Here is a 24,613-nt window from a genome sequence, read left to right on the forward strand (position 1 = left end):
TCTATACTGAGAGATGGTTTTTTTGTACCTTTATAGCGTTTTTTGTAAAAGTTACCGATGCATCATGTTTATTTTTAAGCTAAATGAACACAATAATTCCCAAGTACATCAATTAAAGGAAGAAGGGGGATATTCGATGAGTGAAAATGATGAAAGAAAAGATGCGATGACCCGTAGGCAATTTATTCGTAAGGGAGGTTATGTTGCTGGTGGGGCTATAGGTGGTGGAATTTTGGGTGCTTCAATTTCTCAAATGTTCACACCGACAGCACCAGAAGTGAGTAAGACTAAAAATGAAGTTGTCCAAAAAGCCGATGTAGAACGTTATAATCAAGCGCTTATGTTCTTCAATAAGCAAGAGGATTTTAAAGTACTTGCGCAAGCATCTGAACGAATTTTTCCAGCGGACGACCTTGGCCCAGGTGCAATTGATTTAGATGTCCCATTTTATATCGATCATCAATTAGCTGGAGCTTGGGGAAATAATTCGCGAGACTATATGTTGGGGCCATTTTATCCTGGTATAGAAACGCAAGGTTTCCAGTCGCATTTAAAACGGAATGAAATCATTAGTCAAGGTATTACTAGAATACAGTCGGTTAGCCAAGAGAATTTTAAGAAGAAATTCACAGAGTTAAACGAGCAACAGCAAGATGATATTTTGGCTGCTTTTGAAAAAGGCAAAGTGAAAATGAAAGGTGTAAGTTCGAATGATTTCTTTACTTTGCTGCGCATGTCCGTATTAGAAGGAGTTTATGCTGATCCTTTATATGGTGGTAATCGTGACATGGCAGGCTGGAAAATGAAAGGGTTCCCAGGCAATCAGATGAGTTATCTGGCCCAAATTGAATCTAAGGATTTTCTCGAAATTGAACCGAGTAGTCTACATTCCCATATTTCTTCACCAAAAAAATAGCTTGTATGGAACATACATATTTAAGACAGAGAGGAAGTAAAAAGTGGCTAAAACATTACCTAAAGTCGATGTATTAACAGTTGGAGTTGGTTGGGCTGGAGGAATTATCGCAGCCGAATGTGCGAAAAATGGATTAAACGTTGTTGGCTTAGAACGTGGCGGGAATCGAAATACGGAAGATTTCTCGATGATCCATGATGAATTAAGATACGCCATTCGCTATGATTTGATGCAAGATGTGTCAAAAGAGACCATCACATTTCGCAATAAACAAGATCAAAGATCGTTACCAATGAGGCAATTAGGTTCTTTCCTACTAGGATCCAATGTTGGTGGTTCCGGTGTCCACTGGAATGGTCATACTTTCCGTTTCCTTCCATACGATTTTGAGATTAAATCAAAAACAATTGAAAAGTACGGGAAGTCGAAACTCAAAGATGATTATTTACTTCAGGATTGGGGCATTACCTATGATGAATTAGAGCCATACTATGATACGTTTGAGAAAACATGTGGAATTTCTGGAGAACCAAATCCACTTGGTGGCAAACGCAGCAGTGACTATCCTACGCCGCCAATGAAAAATACAGTCATAACCAATAAGTTTAGAGATGCGGCAAAAAAGCTAAATTTACACCCGTTTTCTTTGCCATCTGCTAATTTGTCTGAGGCGTATACGAATCCTGATGGTGAAAAACTCAATGCCTGTCAATATTGTGCATTTTGTGAACGGTTTGGATGTGAATATGGAGCAAAAACATCTCCCAATATAACGGTTATTCCAACGGCCATGAAAACAGGTAAATTTGAGTTGAGAACCCACGCCAATGTGATTGAAATTATTCACGAAGGCGGCAAGGCAACGGGAGTTAAGTATATTGACACTTTACAAGGAGAAGAAGTCATCCAGCCGGCAGATGTCGTTGTGCTAACAAGCTACGTGATGAATAACGCTAAGTTGTTACTCGTATCGAAGCTTGGAAAACAATATGATCCGAAAACCGGTAAAGGCGTGATTGGGAAAAATTATTGTTATCAGCTGACCCCTGGCAGTACTGGATTTTTTGAAAAGGAACGATTTAATTCTTATATGGGTGCTGGCGCTCTTGGTCAAGTCGTTGATGATTTTAATGGCGATAACTTTGATCATAGTAATCTTGATTTTATTCATGGAGGTACATTGGTCGTTAGTCAATCTGGATATCGTCCAATCGCAAGCAATCCAGTCCCTCCTGGAACACCATTATGGGGGAAAGAGTTCAAGGAAAAATCGATTAAATATTATACACGGACCATTAATGCAGGGTTTCAAGGCGCATCTTTGCCTCATCGTAACAACTACCTTGATTTAGATCCTACGTTTAAAGACGCATACGGAGTTCCATTATTAAGATTGACTTATAATTTTACTGATCAAGATCGTAAATTACATGACTATTTAACTAAGCAAAGTGAAAAGATAATGAAGGAAATGGGCGCAGATACAGTTATGAATATTGGGAAATTAGTGGATTATAATATTGTGCCATACCAGACGACTCATAATGTAGGTGGTGTCGTAATGGGAGATGACCCAAATATTTCAGCGGTGAATAACTATTCGCAAATGTGGGATGCTGAAAATGTATTTGTCGTCGGTGCCTCTGCCTTTCCGCATAATAGCGGCTACAATCCGACCGGTACACTCGGAGCGCTCGCTTATCGTGCGGCAGAAGGGATTGTGAAATATAGTAAAAGTGGCGGCCAGCTTGTTTAAAAAGGAGCATAGAGTATGTTACAAAACATCGGAATTCCAGGTTTAATCATTATTCTTGTCATTACACTGATAATTTTTGGTCCGAAAAAACTTCCTGAAGTTGGTTCCGCCTTCGGAAAAACCCTATCTGAGTTTAAAAAATCTGCTCAAGATATAGTAAGTGATGAATTAGATCAGGTAGCTGAGGCGGATAAGGCGTCTGATTTAGTAAAGAAATGAGTATTTATTTATGATTTTGTTGTTTTTCTTTAATCAACTACTTTTGATTGAAGCATAGTCTTGTGTCAAAACAGGGTCAGAATCGCATTCTATATATCCGTTTAAAACGATATATAGAGGATGTGAAGTCTGACTCTTATTTTAATGAAATATTAATTTTTTCCTGAAAATGAAAAAAAATTTATGGAAATGATTGATATGCTAATATTGGTAAGTGGTTTTCTGAAAATACAATTGTATTTTTACAGAGAACATATTATTATGATATAAGAAAAAGTATTAGATTAGATAGATAGAGTCTATAATGGCCTTAATTAGGTAATATAGGCAATTGGAGGAGTTAGTTTTGGCAAATAAAGAATTAAAGAGAGGGCTAGAGGCACGTCATATTCAAATGATTGCTTTGGGCGGTACGATTGGTGTTGGGTTATTTATGGGCTCAGCCAGTACCATTAAATGGACCGGCCCATCTGTCATGTTAGCTTATGCTGTCTGTGGTCTTTTTATATTTTTCATCATGCGCTCTATGGGAGAAATGCTTTATTTAGAGCCTACTACGGGTTCATTTGCAACCTTTGCGAGTAACTATATTCATCCTTTAGCAGGTTATATGACTGCATGGAGTAATTGGTTTCAATGGGTAATCGTCGGCATGTCCGAGATCATTGCCGTTGGAATGTATATGAAGTATTGGTTCCCAGATCTACCCGCATGGATACCAGGTGTGGTCGCCATGGTTATCTTAGGAGCTGCAAACCTCATTTCTGTAAAATCTTTCGGGGAATTTGAATTTTGGTTTGCGCTAATTAAAATTGTCACGATTGTATTGATGATTATTGCTGGCCTAGGTCTGATTTTTTTCGGATTAGGAAATGGCGGCGATGCAATTGGCTTATCAAATCTTTGGGCAAATGGCGGCTTCTTCACAGGGGGCTTTTCAGGATTCTTCTTCGCGCTTTCCCTTGTCATAGCATCCTACCAAGGTGTTGAACTGATCGGAATCACTGCGGGTGAAGCAAAAAATCCAACGAAGACTATAACAAGAGCGATCCAAACGATCATTTGGCGTATATTAATCTTTTATATTGGCGCTATTTTTGTCATCGTAACCGTCTATCCATGGGATCGACTAGATGACATTGGTAGTCCATTTGTTTCAACCTTTGCCAAAATTGGTATTACTGCGGCGGCAGGTATTATTAACTTTGTCGTCATCACAGCAGCAATGTCTGGATGTAATAGCGGGATTTTTAGTGCAGGGCGTATGCTGTACACTTTAGCATTGAACGGGCAAGCTCCAAAAATCTTTGCAAAAGTATCGAAAAATGGAGTGCCAGCATACTGTACGGTCGCTGTCCTTTTAGGTTTAGCAATTGGTGTTATCTTGAACTTCCTTGCACCGCCACAACTATTCCTTTATGTGTACAGTGCTAGTGTTTTACCTGGAATGATTCCATGGTTTGTCATCCTTATTAGTGAGCTTAAATTCAGAAAGGTAAGAGCTGTAGAAATGGACAACCATCCGTTCAAGATGCCTTTTGCTCCTTACAGTAACTATGTAACAATTGCCTTTTTACTGATGGTGTTGGTTGGAATGTGGTTTAACCCTGGAACTCGTATCTCCCTTATTGTGGGAGTCGTTTTTCTTGCTATTGTTGCAGCAAGTTATTACTTGTTAAAAATGGATAAGCGAGTACCGTTAGAGACTGATGCGGATGATGATCTTACTGGGTAAGTAGCTTTGGGCCGTTCGATATAAACATCCTATTTTGTCATAAAAAAAGGTCAGACTCACACTTTATATATCGATTTTAAACGATATATAGTAGTTAGGAGTCTGGCCCTTTCTTTTGTGCTTTTTTACATGAGTGAGAAATTTTATGGCCGAATGAAAGAGAATAAGATACAACTAGATTATTAATTAAATAATCTAAAGTGAAAAGAGGGAACGAAATTTAAGTTTCGATTTACTGGAACAATACATTTAGCCGGAAGTTTTTATTTTAATCCCAGTGATTTATCTAGACTGTCCCATCTAATAGTGGGAGTCAGTACAAAATTCGTTGTTTCTGTGAAATACCCGAATGGTTTTAATACGGATTTAACCGCTTTTTTACCAAAGTCAAGAGTTATTCGTATATTGTTACTGCGACTGTGCCCGGTATTCTTCTTCAACTGTAGGTTCATCCTTTACATACCAGATAAACTTCCCTGTATAGCCATATATCACTGCAATCGTAATAGCTACAAAAGGAAACCATACAAAAGGTGCATACGCGAAGGTTGATACACCAAGGACGGATGTCATGTACATGGCGTTTTCTGTCCAAGGAATCATTACACCAGTTAATGTACCACCTGTCTCTGCATTTCTTGAGAGTACTCGTCGTTCGATTTTTAGTTTGTCATAGTTTTCTCCTGTCATTTTAGTAGCTGTAATAAGAGCTACAAAAGCGGCGCTACCGAAGAAATTCCCAAAGAATCCTGCTGCAATAGTTGAAACAGTTAATCTTCCTGCATTTTTAGCCCAACGTGAAAGAATATCACTGACAACTTTTATGACGCCTGTTTGATCCATTAATCCTCCAAAACCAAGAGCAACTAAGAAAAATGCAATTAACCCAGACATAGAGTCGATGCCGCCCCTGTTTAACAATCCATCTAAAAACTCAATCCCTGTATTTGCACTATATCCGCCATAAGCTGTTTTTAATGCAGAAATAAATTCCATCCCTTGAAATGCCCAAGCCCAAATTACTCCAAGTAACGCACCGAATGCAATGGTTGGAATAGATGGCTTATTTAAGGCTAGTAATATGATGACTATCAAAGCTGGTATAAGTGAATACCAGGATAAATTGAAGTGACCGCTTAATGCATTTGCATTTTCTTGTACTTTGCTCACGTCCAAGCTACCATCCGAATAGATTAATCCTGCGAAGTAAAACAGAATGGCAGTAATTAAGATCGCAGGTAAACTAACATAAAGCATAGAACGAATATGATCCATCAACCTAACTTTGGACAGAGATGCAGTTAATACAGTCGTATCAGATATTGGAGACAGTTTATCACCAAAAAATGATCCCGAGATGACAGCACCTGCAACAAGAGGAAGTGGTAATCCGAAACTTTGCCCAATTCCCATCATGGCAATGCCTGCGGTACCTGCTGTTCCCCAAGAAGTACCGGTGGCTAACGAGGTAATAGCGCAAATAATTACTGTACCCGGTAGAAAAACACTCGGATGCATGAGTTCAAGCCCGTAATAAATAATACTTGGTACAATGCCTCCTGCAATCCATGTTCCAATTAAAGCTCCAACTGCTAAGATAATTAATGGTGCCTGAAGCCCGTTCGTAATTCCTTTGATAATTGATTCTTGAAGGTCATCATACGTATGTCCAAGGTAAAGTCCAAAGCCTATAACAATGAACCAGACAATGAAAAGAGAAAGTGAAATATCAATTTCAAATATACTAACCGAACTGAACATTACAACCATAAATAATACTAATAGAATAATAATTTCTCCTAAATTAGGCAATCGAGGCTGTTTCCTTATGTTTGACATTTGCATCCCCCAGTTCTAGTACTTGAATTACAAATGGAATATTTCGCTTCCATAATAAATCATAAGCTGCATAACTTACTTTTGTAATAAAGCGTTGTAGCATAAGTTTATTTGGTACGATAAATAAGTGAAATGGTGAATTGTCCTGCATGTCGTTGTTATCCCGCTTGATGAAAGCGCTTAAAATTCTACGAGCTAAAAACGGTAACAAAGCACCCTATGTTAGTTCTTAATACACAGAAGCCTCAGTATTGACAGGGGATGATCAATAAAAATAATAATCCCCTCAGACAAAGCTTATCTTGTCTAACAATCATCGTCACCCCTTTTCAAAATTGATTTTAGAGAAAATATAGAAAATTCATTTTTTGTGATTTATTAAAGTATTAACCAATTATTAGTCCATGTAAAATGAATATAAATGATAGTAAGGATTAGTATTACTAATGTAAGGTAGGTTCTTCAAAATATTACTAAATTTGTAGTGGAAATAATAGTTTCGATGAAATCTTAAGTGAATTGCTCCACCCATACTTTCACACACTCTATAAATTTTTCTGTTGCAGGAGAAGTAGTGGATGTTGTAGCAAGTCCAATGATACGATAACTATCAATCTCTAAATTAAGAATAGAAAAATCATTGGATGAGTTATTTAATGCTACCATTTCCGAAAGTATACTAATGCCAAGATTATTTTCAACCATCGAGATGATGGCATTATCTTCATATAACTCATATTTAATAGCTGGTTTAATAGTATGTTCTTTAAAAATCCGTGTTACATCTGTATCTCCTCCTTCTTTAGGAATAATGAAGGGTTCATTCTCAATTTGGTTAAATGTAATTTTTTTTTGTTTATGTAACGGATTTTGATTAGACACAATACATACCATTGGATCTTTCTTTAATGGAATGACCTCAAGGGATTTAGACAAAGCAGGAAGAACCAAAAATCCACAATCCACTTCATTATTTACTAACCAGTGCTCAATGGTTTTATAATCTCCTTCAAATAATTTAATTTCAATATTTGGGTAACTTTGTTGAAAAAAAGTGATGATCTTAGGCAGCCATTGAGATGCCACGCTTGCAAAAGTTCCTACCTTGACCGTACCCACTTCCATTCCTTTAATTGCAGCAACCTCTTGTTTAATTTCTTCATTAATTTGTAATAGTTCACGAATATGTTTGATAATACGTGCTCCATCACTCGTTAGTTGAACGCCTGAACGCGATCGAGTGATCAATGGTATTCCCCACTCCGTTTCAAGGCTATTAATGGCATGGCTTACGCCGGGTTGTGTTAAATTGAGTGAATTTGCGGCTTTTGTAAGACTCTTTAATTCAACAACTCTACTAATTACTTCATATCGTGAAATGGTCATTAGCTCACCTCATCCATTAGTTTGTATTATATTTAATATTATAAATATTCATTTTACTTATGTAAATACTACGATTATAGTAATAAATAAGCAAATGTAATTTAAGTGAGAGGGAATTATTAAAGGAATGACATGTAAACCCTTACACGCGCGTATACGCTGGTAAAAATAATCTTCTCGTACTTAAAATAGAATATAAAAAATTAGGAGGAATTTTAAATGAAATTAGGTCTATTTTTATATGCTTCCCACCCGCCGGAGAGATCTTATTATGATGCAACGCAATGGGATTTAGAAATGATTAAGTATGCAGATGAATTAGATTATGAAGAAGTGTGGATGGGCGAACATTTTACAGCTGAATGGGAACCGATTCCTGCTCCTGATCTCGTGGTAGCTCAAGCACTGCTTCAGACAAAAAAGATTAAACTAGGTGTAGGAGCACACTTGTTGCCATACCATCATCCTGCTGAACTGGCTCATCGTGTAGCATACTTAGATCATTTAGCTCAAGGAAGATTTTTATTTGGAGTGGGCTCAAGTGGTTTAAGTAGTGATTTAGCTCTTTTCAACGTAGATGGAAGTACCGGTGAAAATATTAAGATGACGGCAGAAGCACTCGAAATCATCCTTAAATACTGGACAGAGGATGAGCCGTTTGAATATAGAGGTACCTATTGGAATGTTAATAAGACAGACCGTATGCATAAAGTGTTAGGTCCTCATATGAAACCTTATCAAAAACCATACCCTCCAATTGGGGTGGCTGGTTTGAGTCCTTATTCAGAAACATTAAAGATCGCAGGACAAAGGGGCTTTATTCCGATGAGTTTAGCTTATCGACATAGTGCAGCATCAAAGAATTGGGAATCCGTTGTTGAAGGCGCAAAACGTAGTGGTAGAACCCCTGATCGTGAGGATTGGAGAGTTGGTAAAAATATATTTGTAGCTGAAACCGATGAGGAAGCGTATGAGCATTCGGTACATTCAATGATGGGAAGACATTTTGGAGAATACTCTATCCCTTTATTTAAGAGCTTGGGTAGATTGTCTATCTTTAAAGAGGATGAGAATATTCCAGATGAAGATGTAACAGTAGATTATATCGCGAAAAACTGTTGGTTTATCGGTTCGCCTGATACAGTGGCCAAGAAACTCGATCATTTCTATGAAATTTCCGGTGGTTTTGGTACTTTGCTAACCCCAGGCTATGATTATCTTGACAATCCAGAAGTATGGAAGAAATCAATGAGACTGCTAAAGGAAGAAGTTCTTCCAAGATTAAAGCAGAACCGTATAGTGTACTATTAATCGTTCTTGTATTTGGCGTTGTTATTTTTAATCAAGTTCTTCCAATAAATTGTTAAGAGGTGTTTTAAAATGGGGCGTTTAAACGGAAAAGTAGCGATCATTACAGGAGCAGCCAGTGGCCAAGGTGCCTGTGAAGCTGAAATTTTTGCAAAAGAAGGAGCAAAAGTTGTAGCGGTCGATGTACAAATGGATCTTCTCCAACAGGTAGTTTCAGACATACGAGATTTTGGTGGAGAAGCAGTTGCCATAAAACTTGATGTGTCTTCAGAAGAAGAGTGGAAAAAAGTAATAGAACATACTGTTGAAAACTATGGGCAAGTAGATATTCTTGTGAATAATGCAGGGGTCATTATCTCAAATAATATTGAAAACTGTACATCAGATGAATGGAATAAGATTCAGAACATCAATTCAACAGGAGTTTACTTAGGGATGAAATATGCCATTGCAGAAATGCTTAAAACGGGTGGGGGTTCGATTGTTAATATTTCATCTATCGATAGTCTTGTAGGCGGTAGTAGTTCTGCTGCATATGCTGCTTCAAAGGGTTCTGTTAGATCCCTATCAAGACATACAGCCATTGATTATGCAAAAAGTAATATTCGAGTGAATTCTGTTTTCCCGGGTTATATTATAACTCCAATGACTGCAGAGCAGCTTACTGATGATGATAGAAGTGAATACATTTACAGTCAAACCGCTCTTCCTTATTTAGGAAATCCTGAAGATGTTGCTTACGGAGTTCTCTATCTTGCTTCAGACGAGGCTAAATTCGTTACTGGAACGGAATTGGTAATCGATGGGGGCTTCACAGCCAAATAAAGTGAAACTTCAATCAGTGGGTTTTTTTCATCCCCCTACCTACGCTTCTTCGATTTCTCTAAGCCTGGTCTTGGCTTTCCGTGAATGCGGGATAAATGGTTAGGACTACAAGTAGATAACTTCACCATGTAATTACTCTAAAAATGGGGTGTTTCGAAATGAATTCATTCATTACTTCCATTCATGGAACAGTCATTTCCGGGAAACAAATAGGTCGAACAATTGGTTTCCCTACAGCCAATTTGCAGATATTATCTGAAATTCCGAAGTTAGATTATGGAGTATACGGAGTCATTGTCGATTGGAAAGGAAGTAAAATTCTAGGCATAATGAATATAGGAATAAGACCAACATTTTATGACCATTCTGAAGTCAGCTACGAAGTGCATTTACTGGATTTTGATGAAAATATCTATTATGAACATATAAATGTAGATATATGTTTTCAGGTAAGAGAAGAAAGGCCTTTTAAAGATATTTCAGAACTAATTAAACAAATCCAAAGTGATGTTGCTTATGTTAAAGAAAAACTACGAGTTATGGATCAGAGTAATCAAAATAAAAATCACTTTGTTCATGTGTAAGGTGAATGTATGAAAAACGATACGAATACCCTTATACATTTACCTGACTTATTATTTGTACAATGGTGTGATACTGAATTTGGCATAAATCGTGGTGTATACAATACGATCGACTCTTGGTTCTACCAAAAAGGGGTAAAGGAAATTACTCAGCGCCGAAAATACATTCTGAAATTTTCACAAAGTTTAAATCAGTACTGTGATAAAAAAGTGAAAATTAAATTTGGGTCTGGTGGATTGGTTCCTTGCTTAAATCATTATTGGGAAGTATTCATAGAGAGTGGATTGAAACAAAATGCTTAATTAAATAATAGAGTCTCTAACAAATTATACATTCTAATAATATACGTATGATTTTTCTAGATAATAGAATTTCTATAAACATAGAAAGGGTGGGCGGGCATGACAAAAGCAGTCATAATTTATGGAGGCCATACCCGAAAGTCTCGATTAAAAGGAGTGCTAGACAGAGCAGAAAAGTTCCTATCTATAAATGATTTTGAGTTTGAGACAATTTATGTTCATGAATTGCCTGCACATGATTTAATTAGCGCCAATTTTAAGAGTGAATCCATCATTGATGCGAATGCATTGGTAGCGGCGGCAGAGGTGGTTATTATCGTAACGCCTACTTATAAAGCTTCGTATAGTGGTATCTTGAAGACCTATCTGGATTTACTACCACAAAAAGGATTTGAGGGGAAAACGATATTGCCACTTGTCGTTGGTGGATCGTTTGGTCACTTGTTAGTCATTGAGTATGCTTTGAAGCCGGTACTATCAGCACTAGGTGCGAGAATGATATTAAAAGGTGCATTCGTGCTTGATACACAGATTGAGTATGCAGAAAATAATCAATTTCAGCTCCATCCTCAGGCTGAAGAGCGACTTGCAAATGTGCTCCAGCTCGTCCAAGAAGAAAGCCGATATTCAACTCCAATTTACAGATAAATCAATAAAAAAACTGAAACGATTAGGGTGCTCCATAAGGGTCTGACCTCGCACTTTAAATCAGTATGTAGTATTTCATTCCACTTATCCTATATTATATTTAACTGTGGCGGGGTCTAACCTTTTTCTTTTGGGTCACCCCGAGTTAAAGAAGAGCGGAAACATAAAAATTAGAAGCATGCCACTGCATCTTTAATATCTGGATTAACACTATAACCCGCTATGAAGAGGTGGGTAAAATCATAGAAAAATTAATTGGAAAAAGCCTGAATTCTTATAGAATTGGGCTTTTTTCGTCTTTTAAAGGAGGAATATTTTTAGACTGAAGAGATCTTATTAAAAAATAGTCGATTGACATGCTAAGAGGTCTTATATTAAGATACTAATATACTTACTTACACAAAAGCATAAAAGCGTTGAATCGAAAAAGTGACTGATTGTTTAGTAAATTTATAAATTCGGTAGATGGTACAAAATAAGCTGAACACTCAGTTAATTATAATGAGAAAGCTGGCTTCTGTCCGGCAATGCCGTTATTCAAATGAGTGAATAAATTTTTTTGTTAATGAAGGTGGTGCTATGAAGCTTCCATCTCTTTTTAGGGATGGAAGCCTCTTCGTTATGATTGGTAATAAAATGTCCAATTTATTAAGGAAATGAGTCATGACAAGCTTCTGCTGTCTCTCTTACCTTAAGTTAAAGTCCCTCCAGTTCGTCCGTTGATGAGCAGGGTGCCGATATTAAGCAAACAATTAGTAAAGGAAGTGAAAAGTAAGATGGGAAAAAATATATCAATTGGTTTAGCGCTATTGCCTATTGTAACTTTAATGACTGCAGGAGCTGCTTCTATTTTAATTTGGAAAGCTGGTATGTTTATTCCTTTAATTATTGGAATTATTGTGACAATCCTTGTTGGAGTGATCAGTGGTTATAAATGGGATGAGCTGGAGCAAATGATGGTGAATGGTGTTTCAAAAGCTTTGCCTGCGATGTTTATATTGCTAGTTATTGGATTGATCGTGGGAACATGGATTGCTAGTGGTGTGATTCCATCTATGATCTACTATGGATTATCATTTATTCACCCTTCATTCTTTATTCCAGCTGTCGCTCTTGTTACCGGGATCGTTTCCGTCACTCTTGGTAGCTCATTTACTTCGATTGCCACGATCGGTTTAGCGTTTATGGTAATTGGTGAAGGGATGGGGTTTCCGCCAGGACTTATTGCTGGTGCTGTTATATCAGGGGCATTTTTTGGAGACAAATTATCACCTCTATCTGATACGACGAATATTGCACCAGCAATGGCAGAAACGGATTTATTCAGTCATGTTCGCCATATGCTCTGGGATACCATTCCTGCATTTATCATCACACTCGTTTTATATGGAATAATCAGCAATGGGTCACAGCAAAATGTTGTAGATACAGGGAAAATTGATATGATTTTGGCGGGGATCGAAAAGACGTTTTTCATTCATCCCTTGCTGTTATTATTACCTGTACTAACTATTTTACTTATGATGAAGCGTTTGCCAGCTTTGCCCATATTAATGATTGTTGGCTTGCTGGGTGGATTAGTAGCATTTATTATTCAAGGTCAATCAATCACTTCCGTTGTTAACACAATGACATATGGATTCACGGCTAAATCCGGTGTCAAAGAGGTTGACTCGTTATTAAATAATGGTGGAATAGTTTCCATGCTTAATACAATCGGTTTATTAACCATTGCTACAGCTTTAGGAGGACTTTTAGAAGGTACTCGTGTCTTCCAAACTTTAATTCGGCCTATCATCAATAAAATAAAGACGACTCGTTCATTAATTGCGACAACGATTGTATCGACTTTTATCGTTGCCTTCGCAAGTGGTGCCCAATTTTTAGCGATAATCTTACCTACAAGAACATTTGTTCAAACATATAAAGATTTAAAAATTGATACGAAAAATTTATCTAGATGTGTTGAAGCGGCAGGAACAGTCGGAATCACACTGGTGCCTTGGGGTGTACCAGCTGTTTTTGCAGCGAATATGTTAGGGGTAGGAGTAGAGCAATTTATTCCATATTTATTCTTTGCTTTCCTCGTTCCCCTTATCAATATCATTTATGGATTCACTGGTTGGACGATAACGAAAAAAGATTATCTTGAGGAGCAGGTGCAAGAGAGGGAATCATTAGGAGGAAATTAACATGAGCGAAGTCATCGTGAATATCATTGGCACAGCGCAAGATGCTGGTGTCCCGCATCCGAATTGTTTTTGCAAGAACTGTGTAAAAGCAATAGAAGATGCAAAGTTTCGGAGGTTTGCTTCTTCCTTGGCTATTATTCTACCAAAGTCAAAAGAATGGCACTTGATTGATGCAACTCCTGACTTAAGGGAGCAAATGGCATTTATCCAAATGAAGTACCAGCTACAAAAACAATTGATGGATAGCATTTGGCTTACTCATGCCCATATTGGACATTATCCTGGATTAATGTTTTTAGGAAAAGAAGCGATCGGCGCTAAAGGAACATCTGTTTATTGTGGTGAAAAAATGAAGCAGCTACTAGAAAATCATGCACCATGGAAGCAACTAGTTGATCTTGAAAATATTAATCCAATAGAGATCACACATGAACATCCCGTCGAACTTACATCAGCTGTTCGAATAACTCCTGTGGAAGTTCCGCACCGAAATGAGTTTTCTGAGACTTTTGCATTTTGGATTGAAGGGCCGACTCGTAAACTCCTTTATATACCTGATATCGATCGATGGGATGAATGGGATCGTGATATATATGAAATGGCCAAGGAAGCAGATATTTGCTTATTGGATGGGACTTTCTATTCAATAGAAGAAATTGAACGAATGGGGCGAGATTATAAAGAAATTCCTCATCCGGTGATGACGGAAACAATGGATCGCCTGCAAGACTTAGTGGATGAAACAGCTATATATTTTACTCATTTCAATCATACCAACCCCGTTATAGATCCAGAAAACTCCTTTATCAAACAAGTAAAGGACAGAGGGTTTCACATTGCTGTTGAGGGTATGGAAATTTTATTATAAAGATTTTTTTACAGACCTACCCGAATGAAAAAGCCCACTTCTTCAGGGGTGGTATGATAATGAGGTCGAACCAGGCGTGTTTTATGACACGTAATGGTTCGACTTTTTTCTATGTTAAACAAAAATCAGAGGAATAGGAAAGAAAGCAATCATCTTTTGTCTATTCTTTCACGAAAAGTAAGAGCGCTCGCTACCGGGAATCATGATTACGAGTCGAACTCTGGGATTTACACGTCAGAATGGGCAACGTACGTGAAAAATCTCTAACTTGCAAGCGGGAAAGGTTGCTTTTCGCGCTAAATTTTTGGTTTACGATCCGGAATGATCACTTTTCGCGCCAGATTAGAATTTGCACACCAGTCTGAGAATTTTCGGAACCAGCTCCGAAAAGTTATGCTCCATAACAAGTATATTATATTATTAAAGCATTTGGCATATACTACTATGGGTGATAAATATGCCATGCCAATCTAGTGATGAACTAAAGATATTAGTGGAAGAAGCGAGGATCTGTACAAAAAACGGCAAGGTTGCTAACTATATTCCTGCACTTGGAAAAGCAAAGGCGAACGATTTATCCATTGCTATTCACTATCCTGACGGGCGCTGTCTATCAGCAGGAAATATCGAAAAAAAGATTACCCTGCAAAGTATCTCAAAGGTGATTAGCTTAGCTTTAGTCTTGATGGACAGAGGACTAGACGATGTGTTTGGGCATGTTGGAATGGAGCCAACTGGAGATCCGTTCAATTCAATTGTGAAATTAGAAACGATGGCTCCTACGAAACCGTTAAATCCTTTGATCAATGCAGGTGCCCTTGTTGTGACAAACATGATTAAAGGGAACACGGTTGAAGAGCGGTTTTTGCGGCTCTTATCCTTCATTCGGGAGATGACCAACGATTCAACAATCGGTTATTGTGAGGAAGTAGCACGTTCTGAATTTGAAACATCTCATTTAAACCGGGCTTTATGTTATTTTTTAAAACAGCATAATATGATGGCTGAGAATACAGATGTAGAACAACTAATGGATTTATATACAAAACAATGTGCCATAGAAATGAATTGTTTGGATTTGGCTCGAATCGGCTTGGTGTTTGCAATGGATGGAGTCGATCCTCTAAGTGGCAAACAAATCATCCCTACAGATGTCGCTCGTATTTGTAAAACATTTATGGTGACATGTGGCATGTATAATGCCTCTGGAGAATTTGCCATCAAAATTGGCATTCCCGCGAAAAGCGGTGTATCCGGTGGAATTATGGGTGCTGTACCAGGAAAGTTCGGCATTGGAATTTTTGGCCCTGCCCTAGACGAAAAAGGAAACAGTATTGCTGGAATAAAATTATTGGAGCTGTTATCAAAGAATTATCAGTTGAGTATGTTTTAGAAGAAGCTTATCCCGGTTTAACAGGCTGTTGTATCCCGAAAAGTAAGTTTGACGCTAAATATCTATAATATAAAGTTACCTTTTTTATATCGAACAATAAAGAAGAGAGAAGCCAAGAATACGGCCTCTCTCTTCTTTATTGTTTTTATCTCTTATCCAGTAACACAGATATCTCTTGTTCAAGTCTTACAAATCCATCTGACATACTTTGAATCTCTTTTTGTTGATTGGACACAAGTTGGAGTGTGTCATCAAGACTTTCTTTATTTATTTCAGTTGTATTTAAGTTTATTTCTACACCTGCACCAACCTCTTGCATCATGCTTCGCACATTCAAGATAAAATCTTGCAGATCTTTTGTTTGGTTAGAAATGTTTTGCATATAGGAATCCACATTAGAGAAAATTCCTTTCACTTCAACCATTCCGACTGTATTTTTCTCGATTGATTTTTGCGATTGCGAAATTGTGTTTGCAGCTGTATTCATTTTTGAATGGATTCCGGAAAGTAATTCGGAAATAGAGTCAGATGATACTTTAGAGGATTCTGCTAATTTTCTAACCTCTTCAGCTACAACAGCAAATCCTTTCCCATGTTCCCCTGCTCGTGCTGCTTCTATTGATGCGTTTAAAGCAAGTAGGTTCGTCTGTTTTGATATGTCAGAAATCGTCTGAATGATTTTCTCAATTGATTCTGTTTCCTCATTTAACTCTTGCATAAGATGAATCGTACCTTGAATATCACGATTGAAAGTAACTAAGTCATTCTCCAACGTGTCAATCCGTTTCCCACTTTCATGGGTTGCCATTTTCGTAGACTCTACATAATTGTGCATCTCCGTAATGGAGCTTGTCATATCGTCTACTTGATTATTCGTAGATTCCATGCCTTTATTTAATTCTTTAGATTTTTCCGTTTGAGCATCAAATGTTTGAAGCATTTCATCTAATAAGGCAACAATTTCTAAACCGCGTGTATTTGCACCATCCGTTGCTTGATTCAAATCCACTTGATACTCTTTTACGGATGCTAGCGAATGAGTAATGCCATCTAACATTTGTTGTAATTTCTCTTGCGATTCAATCGCTTCTAATTTTTGCACGACTACATCTTTCTGTAACTTATTATTGAAATATGCTTGCAACATAGAAGCTAATGATACAAAACAAAAGGTGAGTAAGAAATACATTAAATCAACAGGATTCGTTGAATGAAAAATGACATCTCCTTGTGTGAAAAAGTAATAGGATACGATTGCTAACGTGATTAAAATGGTTAATCCGTTAATAATTTTATCTTGGTAAATGCCCATAACGGCAACATAAAAGTAGATAGTCATAATATTGATCATATGTGGATCAATACTCACGATTGTGAACATGAAAGCCCCAATTACAATTAAATTAAAATATTTCATAAATATAGCCAGTTTATCTTTCCATCTCGGTCGATTGGAGATATAGGCAAATGGAGCTAATATCCCATAAATGATGCCAAGAACTGTCGCAACAAAAGCAAATGAAATACCAAGGACGAGGTTCAATAACTGGACTGTTGTTATAATGCCTGCAAAAACTAGAACGACCCAATTATTTCTTCTTACTAATAAGTCAATATTCTCCAACTAAATCCCCTTCTTTCTGTTCAATTGATGTTGAAAGCCAAGTATATTTTTCAAGATGCTTGTTTTCATAAACTTCCTTTAGATGAAAAAGCGTAGGCACTGCATACGCACCTTTGTAAAAAACATCATCCTTTACCTTTACAGATAAGATATGGTATGAATCGTTAAATGAACGAAAAACGTTAGGATCAGCGATTCCAATTGCATGTGTGTAGCCATTTTTTTCTGCATAATCAATCATTAAAGAAATCCCACTTCTGCCAAGCATTCCACGATATTCAGGTAAAACGGCAAAACTATCAACTTCCATGACTTTCATATCATTCGTTACAACATCTTTAAATAAGTTCTTCATAAAAGGGTTTGTCCACATTCCATAAGGTGTGAATTCAAATGTCCCGCCATAATTCCCGTCTTCACTAACGAATAAAAATAAATCAGAACCATTTTTGGCATATTCCATTTCGAATCCCTTTTCATCCCACGACACTTTCTTAATACGATGAAATGTTGCAAGTTCCTCTTCTGTGCTAACTTTTTTGTACTTCAAGGTGCTTCTTTCTTTTACTGCATTCAAGGTATATACTCCTCCAGTGTTACAATCTACGATTTATGTAGATGTATTAATTTAATTAAACAAAATCTATGCTATTTGGCCTATATGTTATTATTCGACATATTATGAAAAATTTTTAGCTTATCTTATAAGGCTTTTCATAAAACACCAAAAATTTCTCCAAATCCCAACAATTTCCCTGTGGGATTAATTTTTCTATAAACGTTCAAAAAGAAGGACAAAAGAGTGATTGCATCATTCTATATCATTAAAAATGAAGAAATCTTTTGAAGGGGATCGAACGAAAGTCTTAAATCAGGTACGAAATGGACGATTTTGAATCGAGTCGGATGGGTATTGAATAAGGATTTCTTAAAAAATACCGTTGTATAAAAATTAATATATATGTATAATTCTTTTTATTTGAAAGCTGATTTACTACTTTTCATTCTGCAAGGAAATAAGAGTAGATTTTACAAAAGAGTCTTCACAAATCATATAGGGTGATAAGTGGATAATAGTAGGGGTAAGGAGGAAATGGATTAAGTGGTTGTTGCCCTTTTTCTTTATTCAAATTGGGATTACCATTATCGCACTTATAATTGCACAGTGGATTCATTATGGACCGTTTTAAACAAAGGAGGAAATTTTTTTGCCGTATACCCATATAGATGAACAGTTAATTAAACAAGCGATTGAAGATCGTCGCTTTTTTCACCAATATCCCGAGTTATCGGGATTAGAATTCGAAACATGTGCATTTATTCGTAACAGACTTGAAGCATTAAAAATAGAAATATTAGATTTCGAACCACCTAGTGTGATTGGTTTTGTAAAAGGGACAAAAGGAAACAAAACGATCGCGTTAAGAGCAGATATTGACGCTTTGCCGATAACAGAAGAAGGTGATAAACCTTATCTATCAAAAAATCCAGGCGTTGCGCATATGTGTGGGCATGATGGTCATACAGCGACATTGTTAGCTGTAGCCGAATGGCTATCGATTAAAGGAAATGAAATCGAACCAAATATTGTCCTTATTTTTCAATCGGCCGAAGAAATTACCCCTAGTGGAGCAGATAGGCTCATTAAACAGGGAGTTTTAGAAAATGTCGATGCCATTTTTGGGATTCATTTGTGGCAAGGGATGGAAAAAGGAAAAATTGGCCTAACACATGGACCGATGATGGCGTCAATTGATGACTTTGAAATCATGATTCAGGGTTCAGGTGGACATGGATCAATGCCTCATGAGACCGTTGATCCGATCTATGTGGCCACCCACGTGATTCAATCTTTGCAAAGTATCATTAGTCGAAAATTAAATCCAATCGATTCTGGTGTCATTACAGTTGGAAAGATTGAAGCGGGAACAACCTATAATATTATTCCTGATACAGCGAAATTAATTGGTACGATCCGGGCATTAACGCCGGAAGCTGTTGATACGCTTCAAAGCCAAATGGTTCAATTAACAGAAGGGATTTGCAAAGCATTCGAGGCAATTGGTCAAGTGGATTTTATCATCGGAACGCCACCGCTTGTTAATAATCCTAAAGAATCTCGCTTTGTGGAGTCAGTCATTCGCCAATCTTTTGGTGATGATGTATTCGAGTTAGTTGATCCAGTGATGGGAGGGGAAGACTTCTCTTATTATTTACAAAATAAACCGGGTGCGTTTATCTTTGTAGGTATGGGTGGAGAGAAGAGCATGTATCCGCACCACCATCCTAAATTCGACATTGATGAAGAGGTTATACCAGAAGCGATTAAGTTATTTATCGAAATTGCTAAAAATTATAAATAAGGAAGAATGCTTGTAATGCTTCTCATTCGTCTTTATCGTAATTTGGCGAGAATATGATCCGGTTTTATTTGAATAATTTGATATTTCGTTAATTAAACAGGACAGCTCATCGGGAGCCGTCCTGTTTTTAATTTCAAATTAAGAGAACCCCGCGACTTCATGAAAGTGCCATTCGATGATGAAGGAGACTGCTAAGTATTCGATATAGGAACTTCTAAGGTAGTTATGTTAGTACAAACTTTTTAGCGTAACATATTGCCAAACAGTGATAAAAAAACAAAGAACAAAGATCGAAATGGCGGTTTTGCTTTTTTTGTCATTTAGAATTAATAGACTAAGACTTATAGCAAAAGCTTGTCTCCTTTCATAGGATAAAGAAAAGCTGTATTCAATGCTACCTGAATTCAGTTGTCCCAAACGGGCTTAGCATAACGCGGAAAACGTATGTTAATCAAATTTCGAAATGAAAAAATAGAAGGATTTCAGAATAAGAGGAGTTGTGCAATTTTACTTAAAATGATTGTTAATTTGCTATCGTAGCAGTTTAGTAATGAATAATTTTAATGGAGAGGTGAAAAACATTGAAGGTAGATGCTGTTTTTGAAGGTGGTGGAGTCAGGGGAATTGCTTTTATCGGTGCGATTCAAGCAATGGAAGAGGAAAACGTAGAATGGGAAAGGCTGGCTGGAACATCAGCGGGAGCGGTAATTGCTGCTCTTTTGGCAAGCGGCTATAAAAGCTATGAAATTAGAGACCAGCTGAGTGACATTGATTTCTCAAAGCTTCGAGGTAGGACGATTTTGAACCGACTTCCCGTTGTGGGCACTTTTTTAGCACTTATGGTTCATCTAGGAATGTATAAAAATGATTATTTGGAAACATGGTTGGATTCACTTCTTGCAGAAAAAGGCATTAAGACATTTGCGGATCTTCCAGAAGGCAAGTTAAAGATTATTGCTTCTGATATTTCGAATGGCCAAATGCTTATTTTGCCAGATGATTTGGGACGTTATAGGATGACTCCTGCTGATTTAAAAGTTTCGACTGCCGTTATGATGAGTACTTCCTTGCCCTTTTTCTTCCGTCCGGTTATTTGGAAATCAAAAGACCGTAACAAATCCTACATTTTAGATGGTGGTTTGCTTAGTAACTTCCCAATCTGGATATTTGATACAGACAACCCTCGTTTTCCAACGTTTGGCTTCCATTTTGTGAAAAATGAAGTGAACATAAATGCCGTTATCCCAACGCCAATCCACCTTTTTAAAAATATATTTAAAACGATGCTTCAAGCTCATGATTTACGATATATGAACGAAGGAACGATTGAACGCACGATTCAAATTCCTACTGGCGACATCAGCGCAACTGATTTTGAACTGAATGAGGATGAAATCGATTTTCTCTATAAATCAGGCTATACCTCTACTAAAGAATTTTTGTCGAAGTGGGATTTTGAACAATATAAGATCAAACGAATGCAAAGAGTAAAGAATAAGTAGATAAAAGAAAACTCTATCTCGTCAAAACAGGGCTATAGTGTAACCAAACATAAAAAGCGGGCCTCTGTTCGCTACATGTGTTTTCTGCTTAGCCATTTCTGCTCGAAATAGTAACCATTTTAATAAATGAGGTATATGTGAGCACACTTTTCATGAGGTGTGCTTGTTGTTCTTTTAGGAGCTGTGATGTCTGTATATGTTGAAGAGGTTGTTCAAAAAGTCCGGTAAAAAAGCTTGCGAATTGTATCAAAGCTCATGAATGACCTTCTGTTAAAACCGCGCACGTCCTGTGCGCAATACAGAAATCAGCACATCCTGTGCAAGTCTGGTCCTCTCGAGATGCGCTCCTCGAACTTTTCGGCTCTTTTTATCCACCTTTTTGAACATGCACTTGAATGGGAGTTTGCCAATTTTAACTTTATTGTGAGTAAACTCGTTATGGAATGTGCATTTCAATTCTGGTTTGCAAATCGTAAATCGGGCTCGTGAACTTAACTTCTGGATCCCGAGGTGCTCTTCTTTTCGCTGAGAAATAGGCTAAAGGCAGGATGTTCTCTATCATTTTACTTTGATACTACTATAATCCTGGGTAAAGGTCTGCAATTTGCGAAATAAAGGGTAATTCGTTCATTGAATTATCAGAATAATATAACTACCATGACGTATTTATGTTAAAATAGTTTTATAGAGTGTTTTACATACTATTTTGCTGCAAGCAAGGCTTGTTTGAGAGGGAGAAATCAATGATTATTGGGTTGTTACTTATTTTACTTCTAGTATTATTTTTGCCTTTTTTCGTAAAATACATTGAAGAAAATTTAGAAGTATTTTTGTTTATTATGGGTTTTTTAGCTGCAATCGTTGGCGGCGTATTTGACAAGCATCTTCTAATTAAAGCATTAGAGGATCCGATTAAAATTACGATTGCCGTTTTGGTGGCTGGGCTATTATTTAAGTGGCTTAAGACACCTTTAGAAAAAGGGATTCTAGGCATAAGTCGTGCGATGCCTTTTCGGTTATTTATTGCTCTAGTCGTTATTATCTTAGGCTTGATTTCAAGTGTGATTACTGCAATTATTGCTGCTTTAATTTTAGTTCTCATTGTCAGTGTTCTGACACTTGACCGTCAATCAGAGGTTCGACTTGTCGTTTTAGCCTGCTTCTCTATTGGTCTTGGAGCAGCGTTAACACCGATTGGTGAGCCGCTTTCAACCATCGCCATCAGTAAATTAGGAGAGGATTTCTTTTATCTCTTGCGATTAATTGGCCCTGAAGTTATTCCAGCTGTGCTGATTTTCGGGATTCTTGCTGCGGTTTTGGTGCATCCGAAACAAACTCAAGATGGGCTGTCCAACAATCAATCGAGCGAAACCTATCGTGAAATTATGATTAGAACGATAAAAATTTATCTGTTTGTCATGGGATTAACCCTTCTTGGAGCAGGTTTTGAAACGTTGATTAACCGTTACCTACTTGATTTGAATACCGGAATTCTTTACTGGATTAATATGATTTCAGCAGTTCTCGATAATGCAACACTTGCTGCCGCTGAAATTAGCCCTTCTATGGATGAACCGACCATAAAGGCAATTCTACTTGGTCTATTGATTAGTGGTGGGATGCTTATACCAGGTAACATCCCGAACATCATTTCAGCAGGAAAGCTAGGGATCACAAGTAAGGAATGGGCAAAATTTGGTCTTCCTGTTGGTCTAGCTACTATGTTTGTTTTCTTTATTGTTATCACTTTATTTTAATAGGATAGGGAGCATGGAATTTCTTATTAGCGCACAACACTAATACGACAAAGGAGCCACAAAGGTTCCTTTGTCTTTTGAAGTTATGGGATAAAACTTGCCTAACACTATGTTTTCATTCACAATTCAACTCTCTGAATCAATCTAACTTTTGAAATAAATCAATCTTCATCTCATATTTGTGTGTCATACAAAAAAAGTAATATAATATAGAAAGGACTAAAAATGTCCTCGGAAAATTCAACGATGGAGGGGAACACGATGAGCAATCAAATTAAAATAGGAATCGTCGGGTATGGTAATCTTGGCAGAGGAACAGTAGAGGCAATTAAACAATGTCCAGATATGGATCTTGTCGCTATTTTTACAAGAAGAACACCTGACAGTATTTCGGTAAATGAACCAAATGTGAAGGTTTTACATATTTCCAAAGCAGTAGATTATAAGGATGAAATTGATGTTATGATTTTATGTGGAGGATCAGCAACGGATCTTCCAGAACAAGGCCCTGATTTGGCCAAAATGTTTAACACAATTGACAGCTATGATACACATGCTAAAATTCCTGAATATTTTAATTCGGTTGATCGTTCTGCAAAAGAAAGTGGAAAGACAAGCATTATTTCTGTTGGCTGGGATCCAGGTTTATTCTCGATCAATCGTTTAATGGCAGAAGCGATTTTACCGAACGGTGAAAATTACACGTTCTGGGGTAAAGGTGTTAGCCAAGGACACTCAGATGCTGTTCGTAGAGTTGAAGGTGTGAAAGGTGCTGTTCAATATACGGTACCAATCGATGAGGCAATTGAAAAAGTAAGAAATGGCTCAAATCCTGAATTATCCACGGCAGAGAAACATCTTCGTGTTTGCTATGTTGTTGCGGAAGAAGGATATGATCAAGCTAAAATTGAACAAGATATTGTCACGATGCCGAACTACTTTGCCGATTATGAAACAAAAGTGAACTTTATTACAGAAGAAGAATTAAAAGAGAATCACTCAAAATTGCCACATGGTGGTTTTGTTATTCGTGGTGGGAAAACAGGATCAGACAATAAACAAATTATTGAATTCTCACTAAATCTCGAGAGTAATCCAGAATTTACAGCAAGCGTATTAGTCGCATATGCGCGAGCTGCATATCGCTTAAACAAAGAGGGACAAGTTGGTGCCAAAACCGTTTATGAGATTGCACCTGTATATTTATCTCCAAAATCTGCAGAAGAATTAAGAAGAGATCTATTGTAGAATTTCCCTTTGAGAATCCCTTGAAGCTATATAGCATATTTAACAAATAAAGAGGATGTCCATAAGGGTCTGACCTCGCACTCTAAATCAGTATGTAGCGTTTTATACACTGTATTTAGTTATTGCGGGGTCTGACCCTTTGCTTTT

The 24,613-nt window shown here is 37.2% G+C and carries 21 protein-coding genes; 16 read left to right on the plus strand and 5 right to left on the minus strand.

Annotation, left to right across the window (positions count from 1 at the left end):
• Nucleotides 1-136: 136 nt before the first annotated feature.
• The 4 genes from JNUCC23_RS04260 to JNUCC23_RS04275 all read left to right on the plus strand — a co-directional run bounded on the left by JNUCC23_RS04260 (nucleotide 137) and on the right by JNUCC23_RS04275 (nucleotide 4,626).
• On the plus strand, nucleotides 137-916 hold the full coding sequence (locus tag JNUCC23_RS04260; RefSeq protein WP_454214491.1) for a gluconate 2-dehydrogenase subunit 3 family protein: 780 nt from the start codon (nucleotides 137-139) through the stop codon (nucleotides 914-916).
• A gap of 43 nt (nucleotides 917-959) precedes the next feature.
• On the plus strand, nucleotides 960-2,672 hold the full coding sequence (locus tag JNUCC23_RS04265) for a GMC family oxidoreductase (RefSeq protein ID WP_454214493.1): 1,713 nt from the start codon (nucleotides 960-962) through the stop codon (nucleotides 2,670-2,672).
• Nucleotides 2,673-2,687: 15 nt separating this feature from the next.
• Nucleotides 2,688-2,891 carry a twin-arginine translocase TatA/TatE family subunit gene (gene tatA / locus JNUCC23_RS04270; protein WP_403074381.1) on the plus strand — a complete coding sequence of 68 codons (204 nt, stop codon included), beginning with the start codon at nucleotides 2,688-2,690 and terminating at the stop codon, nucleotides 2,889-2,891.
• A 346-nt stretch (nucleotides 2,892-3,237) separates the two neighbouring features.
• Complete coding sequence (locus JNUCC23_RS04275) at nucleotides 3,238-4,626, plus strand: amino acid permease (protein WP_454214495.1); 1,389 nt, start codon at nucleotides 3,238-3,240, stop codon at nucleotides 4,624-4,626.
• Nucleotides 4,627-5,034: 408 nt separating this feature from the next.
• On the opposite strand, the gene nhaC (JNUCC23_RS04280) is transcribed toward JNUCC23_RS04275, so the two are convergent.
• From nhaC (JNUCC23_RS04280) to JNUCC23_RS04290, 3 genes are all read right to left on the minus strand, one after another.
• On the minus strand, nucleotides 5,035-6,465 hold the full coding sequence (gene nhaC, locus JNUCC23_RS04280; RefSeq protein WP_403074379.1) for a Na+/H+ antiporter NhaC: 1,431 nt from the start codon (nucleotides 6,463-6,465) through the stop codon (nucleotides 5,035-5,037).
• On the minus strand, nucleotides 6,431-6,616 hold the full coding sequence (locus JNUCC23_RS04285; RefSeq protein ID WP_403074377.1) for a hypothetical protein: 186 nt from the start codon (nucleotides 6,614-6,616) through the stop codon (nucleotides 6,431-6,433). The genes nhaC (JNUCC23_RS04280) and JNUCC23_RS04285 overlap by 35 nt, the downstream gene beginning before the upstream one ends.
• A gap of 359 nt (nucleotides 6,617-6,975) precedes the next feature.
• Complete coding sequence (locus tag JNUCC23_RS04290; RefSeq protein ID WP_062183990.1) at nucleotides 6,976-7,851, minus strand: LysR family transcriptional regulator; 876 nt, start codon at nucleotides 7,849-7,851, stop codon at nucleotides 6,976-6,978.
• 219 nt (nucleotides 7,852-8,070) lie between these two features.
• On the opposite strand from JNUCC23_RS04290, the gene JNUCC23_RS04295 reads away from it, so the two are divergent.
• The 8 genes from JNUCC23_RS04295 to glsA all read left to right on the plus strand — a co-directional run bounded on the left by JNUCC23_RS04295 (nucleotide 8,071) and on the right by glsA (nucleotide 15,972).
• The gene (locus JNUCC23_RS04295) at nucleotides 8,071-9,162 is read left to right on the plus strand and encodes an LLM class flavin-dependent oxidoreductase (RefSeq protein WP_454214498.1); all 1,092 of its coding nucleotides are present in this window, start codon (nucleotides 8,071-8,073) and stop codon (nucleotides 9,160-9,162) included.
• Nucleotides 9,163-9,231: 69 nt separating this feature from the next.
• The gene (locus JNUCC23_RS04300; RefSeq protein WP_454214500.1) at nucleotides 9,232-9,984 is read left to right on the plus strand and encodes an SDR family NAD(P)-dependent oxidoreductase; all 753 of its coding nucleotides are present in this window, start codon (nucleotides 9,232-9,234) and stop codon (nucleotides 9,982-9,984) included.
• A gap of 158 nt (nucleotides 9,985-10,142) precedes the next feature.
• Entirely contained in the window at nucleotides 10,143-10,568 is a 426-nt protein-coding gene (locus tag JNUCC23_RS04305) for a riboflavin kinase (RefSeq protein ID WP_454214502.1), read from the plus strand.
• Between the two features lie 9 nt (nucleotides 10,569-10,577).
• Nucleotides 10,578-10,871 (plus strand): hypothetical protein, encoded by a 294-nt coding sequence (locus tag JNUCC23_RS04310; protein WP_062183978.1) that lies wholly within the window; start codon nucleotides 10,578-10,580, stop codon nucleotides 10,869-10,871.
• Between the two features lie 99 nt (nucleotides 10,872-10,970).
• Complete coding sequence (gene ssuE, locus JNUCC23_RS04315) at nucleotides 10,971-11,519, plus strand: NADPH-dependent FMN reductase (RefSeq protein ID WP_062183975.1); 549 nt, start codon at nucleotides 10,971-10,973, stop codon at nucleotides 11,517-11,519.
• 776 nt (nucleotides 11,520-12,295) lie between these two features.
• Complete coding sequence (nhaC, locus tag JNUCC23_RS04320; protein WP_454214504.1) at nucleotides 12,296-13,711, plus strand: Na+/H+ antiporter NhaC; 1,416 nt, start codon at nucleotides 12,296-12,298, stop codon at nucleotides 13,709-13,711.
• A gap of 1 nt (nucleotide 13,712) precedes the next feature.
• Nucleotides 13,713-14,579: an MBL fold metallo-hydrolase gene (locus tag JNUCC23_RS04325; protein WP_062183972.1), complete on the plus strand. Its 867-nt coding sequence runs from the start codon at nucleotides 13,713-13,715 to the stop codon at nucleotides 14,577-14,579.
• A gap of 457 nt (nucleotides 14,580-15,036) precedes the next feature.
• A complete protein-coding gene (glsA, locus tag JNUCC23_RS04330) occupies nucleotides 15,037-15,972 on the plus strand; it encodes a glutaminase A (RefSeq protein ID WP_062183969.1) in 936 nt (311 codons plus the stop codon).
• A gap of 145 nt (nucleotides 15,973-16,117) precedes the next feature.
• Here the strand turns inward: glsA and JNUCC23_RS04335 are convergent, their stop codons facing one another.
• Both JNUCC23_RS04335 and JNUCC23_RS04340 read right to left on the minus strand, forming a co-directional pair.
• Nucleotides 16,118-17,596: a methyl-accepting chemotaxis protein gene (locus JNUCC23_RS04335; protein WP_454214507.1), complete on the minus strand. Its 1,479-nt coding sequence runs from the start codon at nucleotides 17,594-17,596 to the stop codon at nucleotides 16,118-16,120.
• On the minus strand, nucleotides 17,583-18,173 hold the full coding sequence (locus JNUCC23_RS04340) for a GNAT family N-acetyltransferase (protein WP_403074357.1): 591 nt from the start codon (nucleotides 18,171-18,173) through the stop codon (nucleotides 17,583-17,585). The genes JNUCC23_RS04335 and JNUCC23_RS04340 overlap by 14 nt, the downstream gene beginning before the upstream one ends.
• A gap of 631 nt (nucleotides 18,174-18,804) precedes the next feature.
• On the opposite strand from JNUCC23_RS04340, the gene JNUCC23_RS04345 reads away from it, so the two are divergent.
• From JNUCC23_RS04345 to JNUCC23_RS04360, 4 genes are all read left to right on the plus strand, one after another.
• A complete protein-coding gene (locus JNUCC23_RS04345; RefSeq protein ID WP_454214509.1) occupies nucleotides 18,805-19,959 on the plus strand; it encodes a M20 metallopeptidase family protein in 1,155 nt (384 codons plus the stop codon).
• A gap of 581 nt (nucleotides 19,960-20,540) precedes the next feature.
• Nucleotides 20,541-21,461: a patatin-like phospholipase family protein gene (locus JNUCC23_RS04350; RefSeq protein ID WP_403074355.1), complete on the plus strand. Its 921-nt coding sequence runs from the start codon at nucleotides 20,541-20,543 to the stop codon at nucleotides 21,459-21,461.
• Nucleotides 21,462-22,204: 743 nt separating this feature from the next.
• Nucleotides 22,205-23,218 (plus strand): DUF1646 family protein, encoded by a 1,014-nt coding sequence (locus JNUCC23_RS04355; protein ID WP_454214511.1) that lies wholly within the window; start codon nucleotides 22,205-22,207, stop codon nucleotides 23,216-23,218.
• Nucleotides 23,219-23,479: 261 nt separating this feature from the next.
• The gene (locus JNUCC23_RS04360) at nucleotides 23,480-24,466 is read left to right on the plus strand and encodes a diaminopimelate dehydrogenase (RefSeq protein ID WP_454214513.1); all 987 of its coding nucleotides are present in this window, start codon (nucleotides 23,480-23,482) and stop codon (nucleotides 24,464-24,466) included.
• The last annotated feature ends 147 nt before the right edge of the window (nucleotides 24,467-24,613 follow it).

The sequence above is a fragment of the Peribacillus sp. JNUCC 23 genome, from assembly GCF_053653995.1.